Origin of the sequence: Martelella alba, from assembly GCF_006516955.1 — a bacterium.
Taxonomy (GTDB): Bacteria; Pseudomonadota; Alphaproteobacteria; order Rhizobiales; family Rhizobiaceae; genus Martelella; species Martelella alba.
Window position 1 is genome coordinate 1 of the sequence record NZ_VHLG01000014.1, and the last position, 25,418, is coordinate 25,418.

Sequence of the window (25,418 nt, forward strand, 5' to 3'; positions counted from 1 at the left end):
AAACGTCTTCGATCGGCATCAGGAAGGGCTGGTCAACCGGACGCTCAGGCGTCGGGATGTAGGCATCAACAGCAGCCATCAGTTCACGAACGGCGTCTTCGCCGATCTTCTTGTCGCTGTCTTCCAGAGCGGCAAGAGCCGAACCCTTGATGATCGGGATATCGTCGCCCGGGAATTCGTAGGAGGACAGAAGTTCGCGAACTTCCATCTCAACCAGTTCCAGAAGCTCTTCGTCGTCAACCTGGTCAACCTTGTTCAGGAACACGACCAGAGCCGGAACACCAACCTGACGGGCAAGCAGGATGTGCTCGCGGGTCTGCGGCATCGGGCCGTCAGCGGCCGAGCAAACCAGGATCGCGCCGTCCATCTGGGCAGCACCGGTGATCATGTTCTTGACGTAGTCGGCGTGGCCGGGGCAGTCAACGTGGGCGTAGTGACGGCTTTCCGTCTCATACTCAACGTGAGCCGTCGAAATGGTAATACCACGGGCCTTTTCTTCAGGCGCTGCATCGATCTGGTCATAGGCGCGGAAATCGCCGAAATACTTGGTGATCGCAGCCGTCAGCGACGTCTTGCCGTGGTCAACGTGACCGATCGTACCGATGTTGACGTGCGGCTTCGTGCGCTCGAATTTACTCTTTGCCATGATTGGCTCCTATCCTTTCAGACCCCGTGACGGGGTTAGTCTCTACTTGTCGTTACGGGTGTATCCCGGTCACTTCTGACCGGAATACTTCGCCTGAATTTCCTGGGCCACGTTGGACGGGACCGGAGCATTGTGGTCGAAGACCATCGAATACTGTGCGCGACCCTGCGACATCGAACGCAGGTTATCGACATACTTGAACATGTTCGCCAGCGGAACCAGAGCGTCGATAACGGCGGCATTGCCGCGCGTTTCCTGACCCTGGATCTGACCACGACGGGAGTTCAGATCGCCGATCACGTCACCGACGTAATCTTCCGGCGTTACAACCTCGACCTTCATGATCGGTTCGAGAAGCTGTGCACCAGCCTGACGGGCCGCTTCACGGAAGCAGGCACGCGAGGCGATTTCGAAGGCGAGAACCGACGAGTCAACATCGTGGTAAGCACCATCGACGAGCGTGGCCTTGATGCCGAGCATCGGGAAGCCAGCCAGCGGACCGGAAGACAGAACGCTTTCGATACCCTTCTGAACGCCGGGGATGTATTCCTTCGGAACGGAACCACCAACGATCTTGGATTCGAAGACGAATTCTTCGCCATCCGGATTGGGTTCGAAAATGATCTTGACGCGAGCGAACTGACCCGAACCACCCGACTGCTTCTTGTGGGTGTAGTCTTCTTCATGCGCCTGCGTGATGGTTTCGCGGTAGGCAACCTGCGGCGCACCGACATTGGCTTCAACCTTGAATTCGCGCTTCATGCGGTCAACAAGGATGTCCAGATGCAGTTCGCCCATGCCGGCGATGATGGTCTGGCCGCTTTCCTCATCCGTAGCAACACGGAAGGAAGGATCTTCAGCAGCAAGACGGTTCAGCGCGAGGCCCATCTTTTCCTGGTCAGCCTTGGTCTTGGGCTCGATGGCGATCCGGATAACAGGTTCCGGGAATTCCATGCGCTCAAGAATAACAGGCTTCAGCGGGTCGCAGAGCGTGTCACCAGTGGTGGTTTCCTTCAGGCCGGCCAGAGCAACGATGTCGCCGGCAAAGGCTTCCTCGATGTCTTCACGGCTGTTGGAGTGCATCTGCAGCATACGGCCGACGCGCTCACGCTTTTCCTTGACCGTGTTCATGACCGACGAGCCCTTTTCGAGCTTGCCCGAATAGATGCGGCAGAAGGTCAGCGAACCAACGAAGGGGTCGTTCATGATCTTGAAGGCGAGCATGGAGAGCGGCTCGGCATCATCAGCGTGACGCTCGATGTCCTTCTCGGTCTTCACGTCGATACCCTTGATCGAGGGAATGTCGACCGGCGACGGCAGATAGTCGACAACACCGTCCAGCAGCGGCTGAACGCCCTTGTTCTTGAAGGCTGAGCCACAGAACATCGGGAAGAAGTCAACAGCGATCGTGCCCTTACGGATAAGTTCACGGATCTTGTCGTTGTCGGGCATTTCGCCTTCGAGATAGGCTTCCATGGCGGCTTCGTCCTGCTCGACGATCGTTTCGATCATCGTTTCGCGCCACTCTTCAGCCTTTTCCTTCATGTCGGCGGGAATGTCGGTGACATCCCATTCAGCACCAAGATGCTCACCGTCCCAGACGAGAGCCTTCATCTCGATCAGGTCGATCACGCCGGCAAAATCGTTTTCAGCGCCGATCGGCAGCTGAACGACAACCGGGGTAGCGCCAAGACGGGACTTGATCATCGAAACCGAGCGATAGAAATCGGCGCCGATCTTGTCCATCTTGTTGCAGAAGATCATCCGCGGGACGTTGTACTTGTCAGCCTGACGCCAGACGGTTTCCGTCTGCGGCTCAACACCGGCATTGGCGTCGAGCAGGGCAACAGCACCGTCGAGCACGCGCAGCGAACGCTCGACTTCAATGGTGAAGTCAACGTGGCCGGGGGTGTCGATGATGTTGAAGCGGCGCATCTTGCCGTCGCGGCCCTTCCAGAACGTGGTGGTCGCAGCAGAGGTGATCGTGATGCCACGCTCCTGCTCCTGCTCCATCCAGTCCATCGTGGCTGCGCCGTCATGAACTTCGCCGATCTTGTGCGACTTACCGGTGTAGTAAAGAATACGCTCGGTGGTCGTTGTCTTGCCGGCGTCGATATGCGCCATGATACCGAAATTGCGGTAGTCTTCGATTTTATATTCGCGAGCCATTGAGGACTGCCTTTCGAAATATCGAACGGTTGATTACCAACGGTAGTGGGAGAACGCGCGGTTGGCGTCGGCCATCTTGTGCGTGTCTTCACGCTTCTTGACGGCAGCGCCACGGTTGTTCGCAGCATCCATGAGCTCGCCCGACAGGCGCTCAACCATGGTGGTCTCATTGCGCTTGCGCGCAGCTGCGATCAGCCAGCGGATTGCCAGAGCCTGACGACGCTCGGGACGAACATCAACCGGAACCTGATAGGTCGCACCACCAACGCGGCGCGAACGAACTTCAACATGTGGGGCAATGTTGTCGAGAGCCTGATGGAATACATCAATCGGGCTCTGCTTCATCTTGCCTTCAACCGCATCAAAGGCACCGTAGACGATCGTTTCTGCGACCGACTTCTTTCCGTGCAGCATGACGGCATTCATGAACTTGGTGACGACCAGATCACCGAACTTGGGGTCCGGGTTGATCTCACGCTTTTCTGCACTGTGGCGTCGTGACATGTTTTGTCTCTCAACAGTTGCGGCACTTCATCACGCGGAGAACCTCGCGCAGTGCCATAAAAACGAAAACCGAATTACTTCGGACGCTTCGCACCGTACTTCGAACGGCGCTGCTTACGATTCTTGACACCCTGAGTATCAAGCACACCACGGATGATGTGGTAGCGAACACCAGGCAAGTCCTTTACACGACCGCCACGGATCATGACGACCGAGTGTTCCTGAAGGTTGTGACCTTCACCAGGAATGTAGCCGATGACTTCGAAGCCATTGGTGAGGCGAATCTTGGCGACCTTACGAAGAGCCGAGTTCGGCTTCTTCGGCGTCGTGGTGTAAACGCGGGTGCAAACGCCACGCTTCTGCGGGTTTTCCTGCAGAGCAGGAACCTTGTTGCGCTTTACCTGCGCCTGACGCGGCTTGCGGATCAGCTGGTTTACGGTAGGCATTGAACCATCCCTTTAGAATTACGTCTCTCATCGCCCTTGCGGGCACAACTTGATGCCGTCTCCGGCGATAAAGAGCACATTCAGCTTTTATATGCGCACAAACGTGGCCCGACCCGCCAATAGCAGATGGACCCCAAAAGCAGAGGACACGGTCGCCTTGCCGCGTCATGCGTGCAGCATTTGATCTTCAACGTGCTGTATGGGAACCTAGTCTGAGGTGAACTCCGGGACGAGTCATCCCGAACGGCCAAGCCTCACATGGGTTCGATGGCGTGGGACATACTGTGTTAACCCCGTTCAGTCAAGGGGAACGGCGCGAAATAGTTGGTTTCGGGCCACCTGACGAAACCCAAACGGGCGTTTTACGAAGGCCGGGTAATATTCGCCCTGCAAAAACGCCCCTCAAGCAAGATCCTGTCGCCTGTTCCGGGTATTTCACGTGAGATAGACCTCACCGTTGATTCCTGTCGCCTGGCAAAAATGGCGATCATGACTGACAAGCAGAATCGCACCATCATAGGCATTGAGACCTGCTTCGAGGATCGCGATCGAATCGAGGTCGAGATGATTGGTCGGTTCATCCAGGATCAGCAGTGAAGGCGGCACCTTGCTACCCAATACGCAGGCGAGCCCTGCCCGCATGCGCTCACCACCGCTCAGTTCACCGGCGGGCCGCAATGCTGCCTCGGCGCGAAAGCGAAAGCGGGCGAGCGCGGCCCGGCATTCATTTTCACTCTCACCTCCATTCAGCCGCCGGTAGTTTTCTGCCAGGCTGGCGCCATCATCAAGGATCGAAACCTGCTGATCCAGAAACACATAGGGCACAAAGATCTGCGCTTGCCCTGCCAGAGGCGCCAGCCTTCCGGTGAGAATGGCAAGCAAGGTCGATTTGCCACTTCCGTTGCGCCCGGCAATAGCGGTGCGGAACGGGCCGGTGAATTCAAAGCTCAGCCCGGAAAACAGGACCTTCCCGCCATAGCCGCCACACAGCGCCTCCACTCGGATCACCTGCCGGTCTGCAGCAAGTCCGCTCGGCGGCAGCGTCACGGTAAAGGGGTCGACCACGTCGAAACGTGCTTTGGCCGTCTTCAGTGCGTCCGCCGCCGCGGCCTCCTGCCTGGCATTCAGCATGGTCATCCGCCCGGACGTGGCCTCTGCCTTGCGCTTCAAGCCGCCGGCAACGATCCTGGGCTGATCACCGCGTGCCGCCATGCGCCGGCCATTGGCGTCACGTCTCGCCTTGCTTTCGGCTCGTCTGCGCGTCGCATCGACGGTTTTCCGCTTCTGCTTTAAAGCATCCGTGAACGTCCTTTCAGCAACGGCGCGTTCAGTCTCTTTAGCCGCTTCATAGTCTGCGAAATTACCGCCATAGCGCGCCACACCGTGTCCGCTCATTTCAACGATGTTATCCATTCTGTCGAGCAATTCACGGTCATGGCTGACGATAATCGCGCCCTTCTGCCAGTTTTCAAGAAACCGGCAAAGTGCTGCCCTGCCCTGCCTGTCGAGATTGTTGCTCGGCTCATCCAGAAGCAGGAAATCGGGCTCGGCAAAATTGAGTGCAGCCAGCCGGGCGCGCGAAAGCTGCCCGCCGGAAAGGCTCGACAGTGGCGTATCAAGCAGCGGCTCCAGCCCGAGCCGCTCCAAAGCCGCACAGGCACGTGGCGCTGCCGACCAGTCACATTTCAGAAGTTCGTCAGCACTGAGCGTTCCCGCTTCTGCCCGCGCCGTCAGTGCCAGCATGTCGCGCAGCCCGAAAAGGTCCGACAGGCAATCGCCATCCGCGCAGGAAAATGACTGATCAAGAAGGCCAATACGCGCCGGAACAGCAATATGACCGGTAGTTGGCGCCAAATGACCGGCGATCAGCGCCAGTAGCGTCGACTTTCCGATACCATTCCGGCCAATGAGACCATTGAGACCGGAACCGAAACGACAGTTAATGTCCTGAAAAAGAAAATGTCCGTCATCTGTCCGATAGGACAGATCCGACAGGATCACGGAATTTGGCATGCATCATCTCCAAAGCATAAAAAACTTTCATTGCTTAGAGATTGGAATCCATGCCAGACACATCCTGTTGGTATTGCGGTTAGACATCAGATATCGCAATTGCGAGGCACAGACAAGTGCCGTTGAAAATCACAAAACAGCGAGGAAAAGATCATGATCGCCATTCCAGGCTATACGCGTGACGGAGAGCGCATGGTGTTCATCATCACCGGCAAAGTGTATCATGAATGGAACGGAGATGCAGACGTCCATGTTCTGGTTGCAGCACCGGATGAGGACAGCGCCGTGCGCAACACATTAAACGCCTTGGCAGCCGAAGGCTATTCCGAGGCCGACCTCGACCAGATCGGCTTGATCACCGAGATTCCCGATGAAGAGCCGCATGCCTCGGCCTACGAAACCGCTCTTGAAGGTGAAGTCGCCATTATCAAGATTGCAGAGGAGTAGACCGGTGGCGGTCCACCGGCAACGCTGGCACAGCTACAGCCGGCAGCTTTCCCGGCTTGCCACAGCAAACGGGCGCACGATCGCCAGTTCCTGCCCCATACCGCCGCCAAGATCGGAAAAGGCCTGCAATACCTGTAGCGCCATCGAATATTCGGTCCGGCCAAAACGTGCTGCGATTTCCGCTTCGGTTTTTTTCCTGACCCGGTGATAGACATCTGCAGCCTCGCGTCCCCGCTCCGTCAGCGTGACGTTGAGTCGCCGGCGATCGCGCTCATCCGTCAAACGGTTCAGATAACCACGAGCGACAAGCGCGTCGACCAGTTGTCCTGCCGATTGCTTCGACAGTCCGAGCTCGCGGATGAGCTCGCGCAGTGGCAACCGGCCACGCACCGCGATCCCCGCGATAACAAGTGCGCCGCCCTTGGGCAAATCATCATAGCCGGCGCGTCCGAGTGAACGGGTCAAAAGATCGCCATAGGCTTTCATCGCATTGCGCAACAAGGCCGGTGTGATCATGCCGTGTCGAATATCTCTGTTTTCCATCGCGAACGCTCCGTTTCATTATCTCCTGCAAGACTGATTATTTTAGGGCGGCCTTATAGTAAAATCGGCTTCCCTGATGCTGGATCTGCATTGCGTTCAACCAGCAAGACAACGAAAAGGCCCGGCGGATCGCTCCGCCGGGCCTTTTATCTCAAACCGTATATGACAGGCTTATTCGCCTGGCGTCGGCTCGCTTTCATTGTTCATCTGCGTCAGCATCGGAGTGGCTTCATCCGCACCGCTGGTCTTGCGGCGCTCTTCAAGGATGAGGTCATCACGCGAGGTGGCGATACGGCGGATCTGCGCCATGGCGCGGCCCGTACCGGCCGGGATCAGACGGCCAACGATGATGTTTTCCTTCAGGCCCTGCAGCGTATCGACCTTGCCGGCAATTGCCGCTTCGGTCAGCACCTTGGTGGTTTCCTGGAAGGAAGCCGCCGAGAAGAAGGACGGGGTCTGCAGCGAGGCCTTGGTGATACCCAGAAGGACCGGGTTGCCTTCGGCCGGGCGCTTGCCCTCTTCAATCAACGCGTCATTCATGTCTTCGAGTTCGATGACATCAACAACATCGCCGGTGATATAGCCACTGTCGCCCGAAACCGTGATCTCAACCTTCTGCAGCATCTGGCGAACAATCACCTCGATGTGCTTGTCGTTGATCACAACACCCTGCAGACGATAGACTTCCTGGATCTCGTTGACGAGGTAAGACGCCAGCGCCTCAACGCCCTTAATCGCAAGAATGTCATGCGGAGCCGGGTTGCCGTCGAGGATGTAATCACCCTTTTCAATGTAGTCGCCATCCTGAAGATGGAACGGCTTCGACTTCGGAATCAGATATTCGACGCTTTCGACACCATCTTCGGCAGCCTCGATCTGAATGCGACGCTTGTTCTTGTAGTCACGGCCAAAGCGGATCGTACCATCGATTTCGGCGATGATCGCGTGATCCTTCGGGCGGCGCGCTTCGAACAGTTCGGCAACGCGCGGCAGACCACCGGTAATGTCCTTGGTCTTGGCGCTTTCCAGCGGCGAACGCGCAAGCACGTCACCCTGGCTGACCTTCTGGCCGGGCTCGACCGAAAGGATGGCGTCAACCGAGAGCATCATCCGGGCTTCACCGCCACGCGGCAGCTTCACCACTTCACCCTTGTCGTTCTTGATCACCATCGCCGGCTTCAGATCGGCGCCACGCGGGGTCGAACGCCAATCGATAACAGAACGCTTGGTGAAGCCGGTGGCCTCATCGGTCGTTTCAGTCACCGAGAGACCTTCAACCAGATCTTCAAAGGCAACGATACCGGCAACTTCAGTCATCATCGGACGGGTATAGGGATCCCATTCCGCCAGACGCTGACCGCGCTTGACCGCATCCCCGTCATCGACGAACAGCTTCGAACCATAGGCAACACGCTGCGACGAGCGTTCCTGACCACGCTGGTCGAGGATCTGAACCGCCATGTTGCGGCCCATGGCGACAAGAACGCCCTCGGAGTTACGCAGCACGTTGCGGTTCTTGATCTTGACCGTGCCCTCATAGGAGGATTCCAGGAAGGACTGGTCAACCACGTTCGCCGTACCGCCAAGGTGGAACGTACGCATGGTCAGCTGGGTACCGGGCTCACCGATCGACTGGGCGGCAATAACGCCAACAGCCTCACCGATATTGACCGGCGTACCGCGAGCAAGGTCACGGCCGTAGCAGACCTGGCAGACGCCGGTCTGGACTTCGCAGGTCAGCGCCGAGCGGATCTGCACCGACTGAATGCCCGAAGCCTCGATCTTGATGACGTCCGCTTCGTTGATCTGACGGCCGGCTTCAACGATCAGCTCGCCCGTGTTCGGATCTTCAATGTCGACCAGAGCCGCACGTCCGAGGACGCGCTGGCCGATGGAGGCAACGATCTGACCGGCATCGACGATGGCCGTCATGGTCAGGCCCTTATCCGTGCCGCAATCATTGGTGTTGACGATGCAATCCTGGGCAACGTCAACCAGACGGCGGGTCAGGTAACCCGAGTTCGCCGTCTTCAGAGCGGTATCGGCAAGACCCTTACGTGCACCGTGCGACGAGTTGAAGTACTCGTTCACGGTCAGGCCTTCCTTGAAGTTCGAGATGATCGGCGTCTCGATGATTTCACCCGACGGCTTGGCCATCAGGCCGCGCATGCCACCCAGCTGACGCATCTGGTTCACTGAACCACGCGCACCGGAGTGAGACATCATGTAGATCGAGTTCATCGGCTTCTGACGACCGGTCTCTTCATCGAATTCGACAGCCTTAATGCGGGCCATCATCTCTTCGGTGACCTTTTCGGTTGCCTTGCCCCAGGCGTCGACGACCTTGTTGTACTTTTCGCCCTGCGTGATCAGACCGTCATTGTACTGCTGTTCGTATTCCTTCACCAAAGCTTCGGTGTCGGCAACGATCTTGTGCTTGGCATCCGGAATGACCATGTCGTCCTTGCCGAAGGAAATGCCAGCCTTACAGGCCTGGGCAAAGCCGAGCGACATGATGCGGTCGCAGAAGATAACCGTCTCTTTCTGACCGCAGTGACGATAGACCGTGTCGATCATCTTGGAGATGTTCTTCTTGGTCATTTCCTGGTTGCAGGTTTCATACGGCACATTGACGTTCTTCGGCAGAAGTTCGCCGATGATCATGCGGCCAGGCGTGGTCTCATAGATCTTCGAAACCATCTCGCCGTTTTCATCAACGGTGCGGAAACGGCCCTTGATCTTGGTGTGCAGCGTCACGACCTTGTTTTCCAGAGCGTGATGCAGCTCGCCCAGATCGGCAAAGACCATGCCCTCGCCCGGCTCGTTCTGGTTCAGGATCGAGAGGTAATAGAGGCCGAGAACCATGTCCTGCGACGGCACGATGATCGGCTGACCATTGGCCGGATGCAGGATGTTGTTGGTCGACATCATCAAGACGCGAGCTTCGAGCTGGGCTTCGAGCGACAGCGGCACGTGAACAGCCATCTGGTCGCCGTCAAAGTCAGCGTTGAAGGCGGTGCAGACGAGCGGATGCAGCTGAATGGCCTTGCCTTCAACCAGCGTCGGTTCGAAGGCCTGGATACCCAGACGGTGCAGCGTCGGCGCGCGGTTCAAGAGAACCGGATGCTCGCGGATGACCTCATCGAGAATATCCCAGACTTCCGGCCGTTCCTTTTCAACCAGCTTCTTGGCCTGCTTGACGGTCGAGGAATACCCCTTGGCGTCAAGACGGGCATAGATGAACGGCTTGAACAGTTCGAGCGCCATCTTCTTCGGCAGGCCGCACTGATGCAGCTTCAGTTCCGGGCCGGTCACGATAACCGAACGGCCGGAATAGTCGACGCGCTTGCCGAGCAGGTTCTGACGGAAGCGGCCCTGCTTGCCCTTGAGCATATCGGACAGCGACTTCAGCGGGCGCTTGTTGGCACCGGTGATGACGCGGCCACGGCGGCCGTTGTCGAACAGCGCATCGACAGATTCCTGCAGCATGCGCTTCTCGTTACGGATGATGATGCCCGGCGCGCGCAGTTCGATCAGGCGCTTCAGACGGTTGTTACGGTTGATCACGCGGCGATAGAGATCATTGAGGTCAGACGTCGCGAAGCGGCCGCCATCGAGCGGCACCAGCGGACGCAGATCCGGCGGGATCACCGGAACGACCTTCATGATCATCCATTCCGGGCGATTACCCGATTCAATGAAGTTCTCGACGATCTTCAGCCGCTTCATCAGCTTCTTCTGCTTCAGATCAGACGTCGTATCGGCAAGCTCGGCGCGCAGATCTCCACCGATCTTTTCCAGATCCATGCTGGCGAGCATTTCATAGATGGCTTCAGCGCCGATATTGGCCGAGAACTGGTCTTCACCGAACTCATCGATCGCCAGCATATACTCTTCTTCAGAGAGCAGCTGGTTCTCCTTCAGCGAGGTCAGGCCTGGCTCGGTGACGATGTAGTTTTCGAAATAGAGAACGCGCTCGACATCCTTCAGGGTCATGTCGAGCAGCGTCGAAATGCGGCTCGGCAGCGACTTCAGGAACCAGATATGGGCAACGGGAGCGGCGAGCTCGATATGGCCCATGCGCTCGCGGCGAACGCGCGACAGCGTCACTTCAACGCCGCACTTTTCGCAGATAATGCCCTTGTACTTCATGCGCTTGTACTTGCCGCACAGGCATTCGTAATCCTTGATCGGCCCGAAGATACGGGCGCAGAACAGGCCATCGCGTTCCGGCTTGAACGTACGATAGTTGATCGTTTCCGGCTTCTTGATTTCGCCATAGGACCAGGAAAGGATCTTTTCAGGGCTGGCAATCGAGATCCGGATAGAATCAAAGACCTGCGCCGGCGCCTGCGGATTGAAAAGATTCATGACCTCTTGGTTCATGCCTGTCTCCTTGAATGGGCGGTTGAGCCCTTGGGGGCATCACTCTGTCGCTTCCCGGCCGACACAGTATGCCTTGTAAAAACGGGTATAGCCGCAAAATGCGGCGAAAGCGTTTCCCGACATTTAAAATCGGGAAACCGGCCGCGCCTCCCTCAGGCAGGAGGCGCGCCGCTTTTCAATCTTATTCGGCTGCGTCAGGCAGCACGGTCTCTTCGGCTTCAGGCTCGCCGGCCTGATTTTCCAGTTCGACCGAAAGCCCCAGCGAACGCATTTCCTTGACCAGAACGTTGAAGCTTTCCGGAATACCGGCTTCGAACGTATCATCGCCACGGACGATCGCCTCATAGACCTTGGTACGACCGGCCACGTCATCCGACTTGACCGTCAGCATTTCCTGCAGCGTGTAGGCAGCGCCATAAGCTTCCAGCGCCCAGACCTCCATTTCGCCGAAGCGCTGACCGCCGAACTGCGCCTTACCACCGAGCGGCTGCTGGGTAACAAGCGAGTAAGGACCGATCGAACGGGCATGGATCTTGTCATCAACCAGGTGGTTGAGCTTGATCATGTACATGTAGCCCACGGTGACCTTGCGGTCGAAAGGCTCGCCTGTACGCCCGTCATAGAGCACCGACTGTCCCGAAGGATCATAGCCTGCACGGCTCAGCATTTCCGAAACATCGCCTTCATGGGCACCGTCGAAGACCGGCGTGGCGATCGAAACGCCGCGCTTGGCTTCTTCGGCCAGCAGGACCAGCTGGTCGTCATCGAAATGCTCGACTTCGCTGCGTGCTTCAGAAGCGTAGACTTCCGTCAGCGTTTCCTTCAGCGGCGCGATCTCATTGGTCTGGCGATACTCTTCGAGCATCTCGCCAATGCGCTTGCCCATGCCCGCACAACCCCAGGCCAGATGGGTTTCAAGAATCTGACCAACATTCATGCGGCTCGGCACGCCAAGCGGGTTCAGCACCACGTCAACATGGGTACCGTCTTCGAGGAACGGCATGTCCTCGATCGGCAGGATGCGGGAAACCACACCCTTGTTGCCGTGACGGCCGGCCATCTTGTCGCCCGGCTGGATCTTGCGCTTCACAGCGACGAAGACCTTGACCATCTTCATGACGCCCGGAGGCATTTCATCGCCGCGCTGGACCTTTTCGACCTTGTCCATGAAGCGCTGCTCAAGCCGCGCCTTGGATTCGTCGTACTGGCCACGAAGCGCTTCGACTTCGCCCTGCATTTCCTCGCTCTCAACGGCGAACATCCACCATTGCGAACGCGGATAGGACTGAACCACCTCTTCCGTCAGGACAACGCCCTTCTTGAAGCCCTTCGGGCCTGCAATCGAGGTCTGGCCATCCAGCATTTCAAGAAGACGGGCATAGACGTTACGGTCCAGGATCGCCTGTTCGTCATCACGGTCCTTGGCGAGGCGCTCGATTTCCTCGCGCTCGATGGCCATGGCACGTTCGTCTTTTTCAACGCCGTGACGGTTGAACACGCGCACTTCAACGACCGTACCGAAGGTTCCGGGCGGCATGCGCATCGAAGTATCGCGAACGTCCGATGCCTTTTCACCGAAGATGGCGCGCAGAAGCTTTTCTTCCGGCGTCATCGGGCTTTCGCCCTTCGGCGTGATCTTGCCGACCAGGATATCGCCCGGATGCACTTCTGCACCAATGTAGACGATACCGGCTTCATCAAGGTTCTTCAGTGCTTCTTCCGAAACATTCGGAATGTCGCGGGTGATTTCTTCCGGACCCAGCTTGGTATCGCGGGCCATGACCTCGAATTCTTCCAGATGGATCGAGGTGAAGACGTCTTCAGCGACAATCCGCTCCGAAAGCAGGATCGAGTCTTCGTAGTTGTAACCGTTCCACGGCATGAAGGCGACGAGCGCGTTGCGGCCGAGCGCCAGGTCACCAAGGTCCGTCGACGGGCCGTCGGCGATGATGTCGCCGCGGTTGATGATGTCGCCGACGCGCACCAGCGGACGCTGGTTGACGCAGGTGTTCTGGTTCGAGCGCTGGAACTTCATCAGCCGGTAGATATCAACGCCCGACTTGGAGGCATCGAGATCTTCCGTGGCGCGGATAACGATACGCGTTGCATCGATCTGGTCGACCACACCGCCGCGACGGGCAGCAATGGCAGCACCACTGTCACGGGCAACAATCGGCTCCATGCCGGTACCGACAAACGGCGCTTCGGCGCGCAGAAGCGGAACGGCCTGACGCTGCATGTTCGAGCCCATCAGGGCGCGGTTGGCGTCGTCGTTTTCCAAGAACGGAATGAGCGCTGCGGCAACCGAAACCAGCTGCTTCGGCGAAACGTCCATCAGGTTGATGTTTTCGCGCGGCGCCAGCATCACGTCACCGGCATGACGGCAGACGACGAATTCCTCGACGAAGCTGCCCTTCTCATCCAGCATCGCATTGGCCTGGGCGATATAGTACTTCGCCTCTTCCATGGCCGACAGATAGATCACTTCATCGGTGACCTTGCCGTCATCTGAAATCTTGCGATACGGGCTTTCGATGAAGCCATACTTGTTAACGCGTGCGAAGGTCGCCAGCGAGTTGATCAGACCGATATTCGGGCCTTCCGGCGTCTCAATCGGGCAGATACGGCCGTAATGGGTCGGATGCACGTCGCGGACTTCAAAGCCTGCGCGTTCGCGCGTCAGACCGCCCGGGCCAAGGGCCGAAAGACGGCGCTTGTGGGTGATTTCCGACAGCGGGTTGATCTGGTCCATGAACTGCGACAGCTGCGAGGAGCCGAAGAATTCGCGAACCGCAGCGGCAGCCGGCTTGGCGTTGATCAGATCCTGCGGCATGACCGTGTCGATCTCGATCGAGGACATGCGCTCCTTGATGGCGCGTTCCATGCGCAGCAGACCCAGACGATACTGGTTCTCCATCAGCTCACCGACCGAACGGACGCGACGGTTGCCGAGGTTGTCGATATCGTCGATCTCGCCCTTGCCGTCGCGCAGCTCGACCAGCGTCTTGACCACGGCGAGGATATCGTCCTTGCGCAGAACGCGAACGGTATCTTCAGCGTCAAGATCCAGACGCATGTTCATCTTCACACGACCGACAGCAGAGAGGTCGTAACGCTCGCTGTCGAAGAACAGCGAGTTGAACATGGCCTCAGCCGATTCCATGGTCGGCGGCTCACCCGGACGCATCACGCGATAGATATCGAACAGGGCGTCCTGACGGTTCTCGTTCTTGTCGGCAACCATGGTGTTGCGGATATAGGCGCCGACATTGACGTGGTCGATGCCGAGGATCTGCAGCTCATCGATACCCGACTCGGCGATGCCGGCCAGATTTTTCTCGTCCAGTTCCTCACCGGCCTCGAGATAGATCTCACCGGTCTCCAGATTGACAATATCTTCAGCAAGATAGGCACCGAACAGCTCTTCGTCCGAGACACGCAGCGCCTTGACGCCCTTGTCCTTTAGCTGACGCAGCATGCGCGGGGTCAGCTTCTTGCCGGCGTCGGCAATGACTTCGCCGCTGTCGGCGTCAACAAGCGCGCTGACGACCTTCTGGCCCTTCAGGCGCTCGGGCGAGAACGGCACGCGCCAGCCTTCGCCGTCGCGGACATATGTTGCCTTGTCGTAGAAGGTGTCGAGGATCTCTTCGGTATCCATGCCGAGGGCCATCAGCAGAGATGTTACCGGGATCTTGCGGCGACGGTCGATACGCGCATGGACAATATCCTTGGCATCGAATTCGATGTCGAGCCAGGAACCGCGATACGGGATCACGCGCGCTGCGAAAAGCAGCTTGCCGGAAGAATGGCTCTTGCCCTTGTCATGGTCGAAGAACACGCCCGGCGAACGGTGCATCTGCGAGACGATAACGCGCTCGGTACCGTTGACGATGAAGGTCGCGTTGTTGGTCATCAGCGGCATGTCGCCCATATAGACCGACTGCTCCTTGATGTCCTTGATCGATTTCGCGCCGGTGTCTTCATCGATATCGAACACGATCAGACGCAGCTTGACCTTGAGCGGCGCGGCAAAGGTCAGGTCGCGCTGACGGCATTCATCAACGTCGAATTTCGGTGCTTCGAATTCGTATGAAACGAATTCGAGCATGGAGGCACCGGAAAAATCGGTGATCGGGAAAACGGACTTGAAAACGGCCTGAAGCCCCTCATCGGGGCGGCCGCCAACGGGTTCGTCAACCATGAGGAACTGGTCGTAAGACGCTTTCTGAACCTCGATAAGGTTCGGCATCTCCGCCACTTCCGGAATTTTTCCGAAAAACTTGCGTACGCGCCTGCGACCGTTAAAGGAAAGGGTCTGAGCCATCGTCGCTCCTTGTCAAACTGCATCCGGGCCTGCAACAGACGGTCACCGCTGGCCAGTCGGCTCCGTCACGATAAAGGGGTCTTCTTGAGAACCCATTACCCAAAGACCCGATTGGGGGCCTTTGGGTAATGACTTCGGGTAGAAAAGAGCCGGATCGCGGGTGGCAAAACCACCCGCGATCCTGAAACCAAAAGCTTACTTGAGCTCAACCTTGGCGCCAGCTGCTTCCAGCTTGCCCTTGAGTTCTTCAGCTTCAGCCTTGGAAACGGCTTCCTTGACAGCCTTCGGAGCGCCTTCAACGAGGTCCTTGGCTTCCTTGAGGCCCAGGCCGGTGATGGCGCGGACTTCCTTGATGACGCCGATCTTGTTAGCGCCGGCTTCAGCCAGGATAACGTCGAATTCGGTCTTTTCTTCAACGGCTTCAGCCGCAGCGCCAGCGCCACCAGCGGCAGCAACAGCAACCGGAGCAGCGGCGGAAACGCCCCACTTTTCTTCGAGCATCTTGGAAAGCTCAGCAGCTTCCAGAACCGTCAGGGCGGAGAGGTCTTCTACGATTTTGGCGAGATCAGCCATGTTATCATTCCTTCGTGTGTTTGGTTCGAACTGGTTCGAAATTCATAAACAGCGAAAAACCGCCTCAAGCGGCTTCGTCCTTCGTGGCGTAGGCGTTGAGCACGCGCGCAAGCTGGCTTGCGGGTGCCGAAGCAATCGTCGCGATGCGGGTCGCCGGGGTCTGGATCATACCAACCAGCTTCGCACGCAGCTCGTCCAGCGAAGGCATGGTCGCGAGCGACTTGACACCTTCCGCGTCGAGCACGGTTGCCCCCATGACACCGCCCAGAACAACGAGCTTGTCGTTGGTCTTGGCGAAATCCATGACGACCTTCGGAGCCGTAACCGGATCATCGCAATAAGCGATGAGCGTCTGACCCGTAAACAGATCAGACATTCCCTCGGACTCCGTACCCTGAAGGGCAATTTTGGCCAGGCGGTTCTTCGCGACCTTGACCGTGCCGCCGGCTACGCGCATCTTTGAACGAAAGTCGTTCATCTGCGCAACCGTGACACCGGCATAGTGGGCCACAACAACTGATCCGGAAGCCTTGAAGACTTCGTTCAGCTCCGTGACGAATTCGCGTTTTTCCGCTCTTTCCACTGCCTATCTCCAGTTGACAGGACCAAATGGCCCTGCCGGGTTTGCCTTTGCCGCACGGGACTTGGCGTTACCGCAAAGATCCCGAGCGACGCTCGAGGATCCTGTCCCCTTTCGGCGCGCTCAAAGAACGAGCCCCAAGGCACAACCAGGTTCGAACCAAATCCTTCGCCAAAATCACGGAACCTCCGCAAAGAATGACGGCAAAATCGGTCTCACCCGTCTCATGCAGGCTGATGGATTAAGGTTGCCCACCTGCAATCTCGGACAGGAAACCGGGATAAATCCCGGAGTTTTTCCGGGCCCTGGAGCCCGGAAAACACGTCAGAAAGCCTTGAAATCAGGCTTCCAAAATCAAATCAGGCGTTGACCGTCGAGAGGTCAACCTTGACGCCCGGACCCATGGTCGAGGACAGGGCAACGCGCTTCAGGTAGTTACCCTTGGCGCCAGCCGGCTTGGCCTTGACGACAGCATCGGCAAAAGCGCGGATGTTTTCTTCGAGCTTTTCAGCACCGAAGGAAGCCTTGCCAACGCCAGCGTGAATGATGCCAGCCTTTTCAACACGGAACTCGACAGCACCGCCCTTGGATGCATTGACGGCACCCGTCACATCCATGGTGACCGTACCAACCTTCGGGTTCGGCATCATGCCGCGAGGGCCAAGAACCTTACCAAGGCGGCCGACGAGCGGCATCATGTCCGGGGTCGCAATGCAGCGATCAAATTCAATCGTGCCACCCTGAACCAGTTCAACCAGTTCCTCGGCACCGACGATATCCGCACCGGCTTCCTTGGCTTCGTCAGCCTTGGCGCCACGCGCAAAAACAGCAACGCGAACCGTACGGCCCGTGCCGTTCGGCAGGTTGACGACGCCGCGGACCATCTGGTCAGCATGACGCGGATCAACGCCGAGATTCATTGCGATTTCGATGGTTTCATCGAACTTGGCGACGGCGCGCTCCTTGACCATGGCAACAGCTTCACTCAGCGAGTAGAGCTTGTCGGGATCAACACCTTCGCGGATCTTCTGAATACGCTTTGCAATCTTGGTCATGGCAATCAACCCGTCACTTCCAGGCCCATGGCGCGGGCGGAACCCTCAACCATGCGCATTGCGCCTTCGATATCGGCGGCATTGAGGTCACTCATCTTCGCTTCGGCGATCTTGCGGACCTGCTCGGCGGAGATGGAGCCTGCCTTTGCCTTGCCCGGGGTCTTGGAGCCCGACTTGATCTTGGCTTCCTTCTTGAGGAAGTAAGATACCGGCGGCTGCTTCATGACGAAGGTGAAAGACTTGTCCTGGAAATAGGTAATGATCACCGGGATCGGCATACCCTTTTCCATTTCCTGCGAAGCGGCATTGAACGCCTTGCAGAATTCCATGATGTTAATGCCACGCTGACCAAGAGCGGGACCGATCGGCGGCGACGGATTCGCCGAGCCTGCCGGAACCTGCAACTTGAGCTGGCCTGCAACTTTCTTAGCCATTACTCTGCCTTTCCTGTCTCGACCGGGAGACCCGGTCCTGGTGCCGGATCACTCCGGCGGCTGCGGTTGCGTGGTGCGGAACATTCAGGACCCGGCTTGAGGCCCCTGCCCTTCCACGCGAATAACCCCGAAGGGAACTTAAACCTTTTCGACCTGCCCGTATTCGAGCTCGACCGGTGTTGCGCGACCAAAGATCGACACTTCGACCTTCAGGCGAGCACGCTCTTCGTCCACATCCTGGACAACACCGTTGAACGAGGCAAACGGACCATCGGAAACACGCACCTGCTCGCCGATCTCGAAAGATACGGTCGCCTTCGGGCGCTCAACACCTTCCTGAACCTGACCGAGAATATGATCCGCCTCGGAATCAGGGATCGGAACCGGCTTCTGCTCGCTGCCGAGAAACCCGGTCACGCGCGGCGTATTCTTGATCAGATGGAACACCTGATCATTCATATCAACCCGGACAAGAACATAGCCCGGGAAAAACTTGCGTTCCGAATCAACCTTGCGGCCGCGACGAACCTCAACAACCTTTTCGGTCGGAACAAGGATACGATCGAAATACTGATCGAGGCCCTTCTGTTTGGCCTTCTCCTCAATCGCCTCAGCCACCTTCTTTTCGAAGTTGGAATAGGCATGAACAATGTACCAGCGCATCGCCATCTTAATTTCCCCGCCTGTTAATTGCCGAGACTCAGCACAAAGCTAAGCCCCCAGCCCATCAACTGGTCAGCAGCGAAAAAGAACAACGCCGCAGCAACGACCATAACGAACACCATCAGGGTCGAGATCATGGTTTCCCGGCGCGACGGCCAGACGACCTTGGCCGTCTCGGAGCGAACCTGCTGCAGAAACGTGAATGGATTGGATTTCGATGCCATAAACTGCCCACACCATTACGGCACGTAAAGCGGCATGAGCCAGCCCCACGCACCGCGCGTCTGTTTTGATCTACATAGCACCGTTTTTCAAATTCGCAAGAGGAAAAACGGCAATACCCGAAATTCTACGCTTGAATACAAGCTGCGCAGTAAAGCAGATTGCAAGCGAAATGGCAGGGGCAGAGGGGCTCGAACCCCCGACCTGCGGTTTTGGAGACCGCCGCTCTACCAACTGAGCTATACCCCTTTGCCTCTTCCGTTTTCGCCAATTGGGCGATCCGGTTTCAGACATGGCGCTCCATTTACGGTGCTGCGCCACGCTTTGCAAGTGGCTTTTTCAAACTTTTGCCACCATCCACATTCGCACCGGCACCTGCCAGTGCACCCGCCTTTCCCGCTCAGGCCCTCAGCGCCAGATTGTCCGGGTCAAACGGGCTCTCCTCAACCACGGTGGCATCATAGAGTTCACCCAGTATCTTTATTTTCAGCCGCGTCCCTGGTGACGCATAGGCCGGAGCGAGCATTGCAAGCGCAATCGATTTGCCGATTCGCCAGCCAAAGCCACCTTGCGTCGCGCGCCCGGCCAGTGCTCCATCTTCGGCGTAAATCGCTTCGGAGCCACGCGCATCGACGTCGCTATTGCCCTCGACCAGCAAGGTCGCGAAGATGGCGCTGAGCCCTTCCTCCTTCTTTTTCAGCAGCTGATCGCGACCGATAAATGCCTTCTGCGGCTTGATGAAGCGATCAAGACCTGATTCGTAGGCCGTATATTCGATGGTCATTTCCCGCTGCATGGCGCGGTAGGATTTTTCCAGCGCCATGGCATTCATCGCCCGGATACCGAAAGGCTTGACACCGAATTCGGCGCCAGCCTCCATCAGCCTGTCAAAAATATAGGTCTGCATCGCGATCGGATGATGCAGTTCCCAACCCAGTTCGCCGACGAAATTTACCCTCAATGCATGCGCCGTTGCCGCGCCGATCGAAATCTGCTGTCCGGTCAGCCAGCCGAAATCGGCATTTTCCAATGAGCTCCTTGTCAGTTTCTTCAGAAGATCGCGCGATTTCGGCCCGGCCACGACCAGAACGCCCATCTCCATCGTCATCGGACGCAATGTCACCGAGCCGTCTCGGGGCGCCAACCGCATCAACAGATCATGATCGTGACTTTCAAGTCCGGCACCGGAAACCAGATAGAAGCGCCCCGGCGCCCATTCATAAAGTGTGAACTCGGCCCGCACACCACCCTGTGCGCCGAGCAGATGGCAAAGCGCGATCCGGCCGCGCTTCTTCGGCACGGCATTGGCGAAGATGCTGTCAAGGAATGCCCGGGCACCGGGGCCCGACACTTCCATCTTGGCAAAGGGCGTCATGTCGAGCACGCCGACATGTTCATGCACATGCTTCACCTCGTTGCCGACATGCTCGAAATAATTCGAGCGGCGGAACGACCATTTCTCGACAATGCGCCCATCGTCCAGCGGAGTAGCGTAATTGTGATTGGTCAGCACGTCAGCCCCGACGCCCAGTTCGCTTTCATCGAGCTGATAACCTTCCGGCGCATACCAGTTGGCTCGCTCCCAGCCGAATACCGAGCCGAAAACGCCGCCAAGTGCCTTCAGCCTCCCATAGACCGGCGATGTTTTCAGCGGCCTTGCGGCAGCGCGCTCCTCATCCGGATAATGCATGGTGAAGACATTGGCATAGGCTTCCTCGTTCTTTGCGATCAGATAGCCCTCGGTGGCATAGGGACCGAAACGGCGCGGATCGACGCCGGCGAGATCCACGGTCGGCTCGCCCTCGACAATCCATTCGGCCAGCTGCCAGCCAGCGCCACCTGCCGCGGTAATGCCAAAGGAATGGCCCTCATTGAGCCAGAAATTCTTCAGCCCCGGCGCCGGGCCAACAATCGGATTGCCGTCCGGCGTATAGGCGATTGCACCATTATAGACCTTCTTGATGCCGACCTCGGCAAAGGCCGGCACGCGGGCAAAGGCGGTCTCGATATGCGGCATCAGCCGGTCAAGCTCTTCCTGAAACAGCTCATATTCGCTGTCGGCAGAAGGTCCGTCGACATAACAGACCGGCGCGCCGGCCTCATAGGGGCCTAGGATCAAACCGCCCGCTTCCTCACGCATATACCAGGCACTGTCGGATTCGCGCAGCACACCCATTTCAGGCAGGCCCTGTTTCTTGCGTTCCAGAATGGCCGGATGCGGTTCGGTGACAATATATTGGTGTTCAACGGGTATGACGGGCACGTTGAGGCCGACCATGGCGCCGGTCTTGCGGGCAAAACTGCCCGTACAGGAAATCACATGATCGGCGGTGAAACTGTCCTTGTCTGTCTCCACCTGCCAGCTGCCGTCGTCATTTTGGGCAATCGCCGTCACCGTTGTATTGCGCAGGATCTTCGCCCCGCGGTCACGCGCGCCCTTGGCAAGGGCCTGGGTCAGATCGGCCGGCTGGATATAGCCATCATCGGGATGCTGGATCGCGCCGAGAATGCCATCGGTCTCGCATAGCGGCCATACCTCCTTCAGCTCTTCGGGCGTCAGGAACTTCACATCGACGCCGATCGTCTCGGCGATACCGGAATAATAGAGATATTCATCCATCCGGTCCTTCGACATGGCAAGACGGATGTTGGAAACCTTGGAGAAACCGACATTCAGGCCCGTCTCCTCTTCCAGCGCCGAATAGAGATTGACCGAATATTTGTGCAGCTGGCCAACGGAATAGCTCATGTTAAACAGAGGCAGCAGGCCGGCTGCATGCCAGGTCGAACCGGACGTCAGCTCCTTGCGCTCGATCAGGACCGCATCGCTCCACCCCTTCTTTGCCAGATGGTAAAGGGTTGATACACCGACCACGCCACCACCGATGACGACCGCTCTTGTCCTGATGCTCATTTGCTCCGCCTCATTTTCATGTCGGGCGCCGCGTTCAGGCCCGCCTTGATCGACTATGCAACGCAAGACGGGCGGGCCAAGAGTTCGTTTGCGACATGCTTCGCCGCCGACGCGACGCGGCTCGGGCAAAATCGATGGCAGCGCTCAGCGTCCGCCACTGTCATCATTGCCGGCATCGGGGTGATCGAAAGCCGGCTTCGGATCCTCATTGATCGGCTGTGCGCGACGTTTGATCTCGGCCGCAAGCGCTTCCGCCTTGTCACCGTCACCGCCGGTGATGATATGCAGATCGCGCTGTGGAAACGGAATTTCGATATTTTCCTTGCGGAACCGCTCGAAAATCGCCACCCGGAGATCATTCCTGACCGGAATCCCGTTGAAGACATCTGCCAGATAGACACGCAGTTCAAAATCAAGCGAACTGTCGCCAAAGCCGTTGAAAATCACCATCGGCTCAGGATTGGAAAGCACCAGAGGATGGGCCTGGGCAAGCTCAAGCAGAATATCCATCACCTTGCGCGGATCGGCGGAATAAGACACCCCGACGGCGATCTCCGACCGGCCCATATGGTTATGATGTGTCCAGTTGCCGACGGAGGCATTGATCAGCTCGGAATTCGGCACGATGATCGACTGGCGCTGAAAAGTTTCGATCTCGGTCGCACGCACTGATATACGCTTCACGAACCCCTCCGTCGTTCCCGACACAATCCAGTCGCCAACCTTGAAGGGCCGCTCGATCAGCAGGATCAGGCCGGACACGAAATTCTGGACGATGGTCTGCAGGCCAAAACCGATACCGATGGAAAGCGCCGAGGCCACCAGCGCCAGCGAGGACAGATTGACCCCGGCCGCTGAAATCGCCACCAGCACCGCCAGCAGGATACCGAGATAGTTGATCCCGGTCTTGACCGAATTCCTGACGCCGGGATCGGCACGTGAGCGCAGCAGCACATTGTCATCAAACCATTTCTGGAACCAGCGCGTGATCAGAAAACCGGTAACGAACAGAATAATCGCCAGAAGAATACCGCCCAGCGAAATGGTGATCGAGCCGAGGGTGATCGACGTGAGATGCTTTCCCGCCCAGAGCCTGATCTCGGCAAAGCGCATACCCCATGCCATCAGCAGGCAGGGGATCCCGATCAGGACGGTGAGCGCATAGATTGCCAGACCGCTCAGCAGCGAGATCTGATCGATACGCACCGGTGAAAGCTTGAACTTCGCCGCAATCCTGCGGCCCTGGCCGGTTCTGAGCATGGTGCCGGGCTGCGACACGGCATTGCCGAGCAGAATAGAAACATAGGCCGTCGACAGGATGGCACCGGTCAGCACCACTTGCATGGCGATAAAACGTGCCAGAGCGATATAACCGGTTATCGCGCAGGCCAGCAAAAAGAAGCCTGCCAGACGGATCAGGCCCGCCAGCAGCGAAGGCCACAGCAATTTGACAGCGCGCGTGCGGCGACGCGTCGCCTCGCCATGAAACGGCTTGATGAAGGACACCGCCACAAGGATGAGGCCGATCAGAATGGCGGCAACAAAGCTGCGCACCGCCTCCAGCTCAAGATCCGCCGCCAGCGTTCCATTCAGAACATCGATGACCTGATCACCCCAGTTGATCGTCGCCATCGCGGTGATGGCCCAGTGCAGCTTGCGCGCCGCGCTGGTGCGCATCGGTATCAGCCGCAAGGCGGGATCGCCGGGTGACAGCACATTGCGGGTCAAAAGGAAGACGAAGAAGATGACGGCGATGGCCTTATAGGTGGTGAACACGAACTGCTGCACATCGGGCACCAGCACGTCGAGCCCGTAAAACAGCATATATGAAACGGCCAGGAAGGCGGCGGTCACCAGCGTTGGCAGTCCCGTCGCATAGGCCGCGGTGATTAGCTTGATGAAGAAATCGGGGCTGTCGTCATCCATCACCAACTGTGCCAGCCGCCGCCGCATCAATGAAATCGTGGCGCTTCTGAAAAAAAGCGCCGCGAGCGCGGAAAGCCCGAGCGCCAGCACCAGCTGAACCCGCCTCTCATTCCAGACATAGCGGAACCAGGCGCCATAAGATGCCTGAAAATTCAGATATTCCTGATGCAGAAAGCCGGCAAAATCGGATGAAAACAGGTCCTGAAGATCGGTGTGGGCAAATAGGGCATCGGTAAAAAGATCGCGCCGCATGGTCGCGATCTTTTTCGACGCATCGCCCGCGGCAGAAGCCAGCTTTGACGCCTTGTCCGAAAGCGCGCTCAGCTCGGACCGCTCCGCGATCAACTGATTGCGCTGGTCAGCGGTCACGGCTGGCTCAGGCGGATCATTGGCGCCGGGTGCCTTGCCAAGCTCGGCGATCTGATCGCGAACCGCATTGAGCTTGGCCTCGATATCCACGGTGAGCTGCATCAGATCGCTATCAAGCTGATCAGCGGTCGTCTGCAGGCGGGCAAGGGTGTCATCATCCAGACCGCCTTCCTGCATCTTCTTGTCAAGCGTGGCATAGGCGGCGTTGAAGGTATCAAGCTGCTTGGCGGTTTCAGCGACGAAGGGATCGGCTGAAACCGCGGCAACAGCCTGACTGGCATTGCTCTGCGTATCCGCCGTCTGGGCATTGGCGGGCTGGCTCATGCAAAGGGCCGCAGCGAGAAAAAGCAGAAGCCCAAAAAGCGCAAGATGACGGCAATCCCGGATCCGAGACATGCATGCAACGTCGAATTTCAACTCAAACTCCCTGTTTGCAGCCGCCAGAAGCGGCGGAAGTGATGATCATCCAGTCAGAAAGGATCGTTCATCACCGCCGAAAGTCCATAGCAGTGTCATAATCAATCGTCAGCCTGGCAGCAAAATCGAACAGCATCATGTCGGCTGGTCGCTATTTTACAGCTTGGCCCGTCCAGTGCCGGGCAAACGGCATCTACCCCCCTGCATCGCCAGCCAGGAAGGCCAGTTCCGCGCGGGTCGAACGCCGCCGCAGGACATGATTGCGGTGCGGGAACCGCCCGAAGCGGGCAATAAGATCACGATGCTGGCGGGCATAGTCGACAAAGGTTTCCGCCACCTCCCCCATGGTCTCGAACAGATGGACGCAGCGTTCCTGGTCGCTGAGCTGCTCGGAATGTTCGAAAGGCATGAAGAAAAACACCCGCCGGACACTCTCGACGGCCTCATGAGCACCGGTCGCGACCGCCAGCTTTGCCTCCCGCAAGGCCAGCATATCCGTTGCGAAGGCAAGCGGCGTTGAACGAAACATGTTGCGTGGAAACTGGTCCAGCACCAGCACGGCGGCCAACTGGTAATCCGGCGCCGAACGCCATAACGGATCGACATCACGGGCAAGCGCCAGATGCGTCAAGAGAAAACGCTCGCGGATAATCGCATCGAGGCGCTCAGGATCGCGGGGCGCAAACCAGTCCTCCGGCGTCAATTCCTCGAACCAGAAACGCAGGACCGTTTCCGGATGACAGACCTCGCTGAACTCAGCTGACATGATAATTGACCTCTCCCCGCC

Annotated in this window: 18 protein-coding genes and 1 tRNA gene; 1 reads left to right on the forward strand and 18 read right to left on the reverse strand. The window is 57.8% G+C overall.

The features are described from left to right. The 5 genes from FJU08_RS18235 to FJU08_RS18255 form a co-directional block, all read right to left on the reverse strand. Positions 1-646: GTP-binding protein (locus FJU08_RS18235; RefSeq protein ID WP_141150483.1), on the reverse strand; the 646-nt coding region annotated here is incomplete at its 3' end. 69 nt (positions 647-715) lie between these two features. After that, a complete protein-coding gene (gene fusA, locus FJU08_RS18240; protein ID WP_141150484.1) occupies positions 716-2,815 on the reverse strand; it encodes an elongation factor G in 2,100 nt (699 codons plus the stop codon). A gap of 33 nt (positions 2,816-2,848) precedes the next feature. Continuing rightward, complete coding sequence (rpsG, locus tag FJU08_RS18245; RefSeq protein ID WP_141150485.1) at positions 2,849-3,319, reverse strand: 30S ribosomal protein S7; 471 nt, start codon at positions 3,317-3,319, stop codon at positions 2,849-2,851. A gap of 74 nt (positions 3,320-3,393) precedes the next feature. Further along, positions 3,394-3,765: a 30S ribosomal protein S12 gene (gene rpsL, locus FJU08_RS18250; RefSeq protein WP_003507760.1), complete on the reverse strand. Its 372-nt coding sequence runs from the start codon at positions 3,763-3,765 to the stop codon at positions 3,394-3,396. Between the two features lie 435 nt (positions 3,766-4,200). Beyond that, positions 4,201-5,778, reverse strand: a complete 1,578-nt coding sequence (locus tag FJU08_RS18255; RefSeq protein WP_141150486.1) for an ABC-F family ATP-binding cassette domain-containing protein — start codon at positions 5,776-5,778, stop codon at positions 4,201-4,203. 153 nt (positions 5,779-5,931) lie between these two features. Between FJU08_RS18255 and FJU08_RS18260 the strand changes: the two genes are divergently transcribed. Then, positions 5,932-6,225: a transcriptional regulator gene (locus FJU08_RS18260; RefSeq protein ID WP_141150487.1), complete on the forward strand. Its 294-nt coding sequence runs from the start codon at positions 5,932-5,934 to the stop codon at positions 6,223-6,225. 33 nt (positions 6,226-6,258) lie between these two features. On the opposite strand, the gene FJU08_RS18265 is transcribed toward FJU08_RS18260, so the two are convergent. The 13 genes from FJU08_RS18265 to FJU08_RS18325 form a co-directional block, all read right to left on the reverse strand. Beyond that, the gene (locus FJU08_RS18265) at positions 6,259-6,768 is read right to left on the reverse strand and encodes a MarR family winged helix-turn-helix transcriptional regulator (RefSeq protein WP_141150488.1); all 510 of its coding nucleotides are present in this window, start codon (positions 6,766-6,768) and stop codon (positions 6,259-6,261) included. A 171-nt stretch (positions 6,769-6,939) separates the two neighbouring features. Further along, the gene (gene rpoC, locus FJU08_RS18270) at positions 6,940-11,154 is read right to left on the reverse strand and encodes a DNA-directed RNA polymerase subunit beta' (RefSeq protein ID WP_141150489.1); all 4,215 of its coding nucleotides are present in this window, start codon (positions 11,152-11,154) and stop codon (positions 6,940-6,942) included. A gap of 181 nt (positions 11,155-11,335) precedes the next feature. Further along, entirely contained in the window at positions 11,336-15,478 is a 4,143-nt protein-coding gene (gene rpoB / locus FJU08_RS18275) for a DNA-directed RNA polymerase subunit beta (protein WP_141150490.1), read from the reverse strand. Positions 15,479-15,673: 195 nt separating this feature from the next. Then, positions 15,674-16,051: a 50S ribosomal protein L7/L12 gene (rplL, locus tag FJU08_RS18280; protein WP_141150491.1), complete on the reverse strand. Its 378-nt coding sequence runs from the start codon at positions 16,049-16,051 to the stop codon at positions 15,674-15,676. A 64-nt stretch (positions 16,052-16,115) separates the two neighbouring features. Further along, positions 16,116-16,634: a 50S ribosomal protein L10 gene (gene rplJ, locus FJU08_RS18285; protein ID WP_141150492.1), complete on the reverse strand. Its 519-nt coding sequence runs from the start codon at positions 16,632-16,634 to the stop codon at positions 16,116-16,118. Between the two features lie 356 nt (positions 16,635-16,990). Further along, a complete protein-coding gene (gene rplA, locus FJU08_RS18290) occupies positions 16,991-17,686 on the reverse strand; it encodes a 50S ribosomal protein L1 (protein ID WP_141150493.1) in 696 nt (231 codons plus the stop codon). 5 nt (positions 17,687-17,691) lie between these two features. Then, on the reverse strand, positions 17,692-18,120 hold the full coding sequence (rplK, locus tag FJU08_RS18295; protein ID WP_141150494.1) for a 50S ribosomal protein L11: 429 nt from the start codon (positions 18,118-18,120) through the stop codon (positions 17,692-17,694). Positions 18,121-18,258: 138 nt separating this feature from the next. Next, a complete protein-coding gene (gene nusG, locus FJU08_RS18300) occupies positions 18,259-18,789 on the reverse strand; it encodes a transcription termination/antitermination protein NusG (RefSeq protein WP_141150495.1) in 531 nt (176 codons plus the stop codon). Between the two features lie 17 nt (positions 18,790-18,806). Then, positions 18,807-19,007, reverse strand: a complete 201-nt coding sequence (gene secE / locus FJU08_RS18305; RefSeq protein WP_141150496.1) for a preprotein translocase subunit SecE — start codon at positions 19,005-19,007, stop codon at positions 18,807-18,809. 171 nt (positions 19,008-19,178) lie between these two features. Then, positions 19,179-19,254, reverse strand: a tRNA-Trp gene (locus FJU08_RS18310). A 151-nt stretch (positions 19,255-19,405) separates the two neighbouring features. After that, positions 19,406-21,919: a GcvT family protein gene (locus tag FJU08_RS18315; RefSeq protein ID WP_141150497.1), complete on the reverse strand. Its 2,514-nt coding sequence runs from the start codon at positions 21,917-21,919 to the stop codon at positions 19,406-19,408. Positions 21,920-22,063: 144 nt separating this feature from the next. Continuing rightward, positions 22,064-24,538 (reverse strand): mechanosensitive ion channel domain-containing protein, encoded by a 2,475-nt coding sequence (locus FJU08_RS18320; protein WP_181409918.1) that lies wholly within the window; start codon positions 24,536-24,538, stop codon positions 22,064-22,066. A 286-nt stretch (positions 24,539-24,824) separates the two neighbouring features. After that, positions 24,825-25,397 (reverse strand): DUF924 family protein, encoded by a 573-nt coding sequence (locus tag FJU08_RS18325; protein WP_141150499.1) that lies wholly within the window; start codon positions 25,395-25,397, stop codon positions 24,825-24,827. Positions 25,398-25,418: the final 21 nt, after the last annotated feature.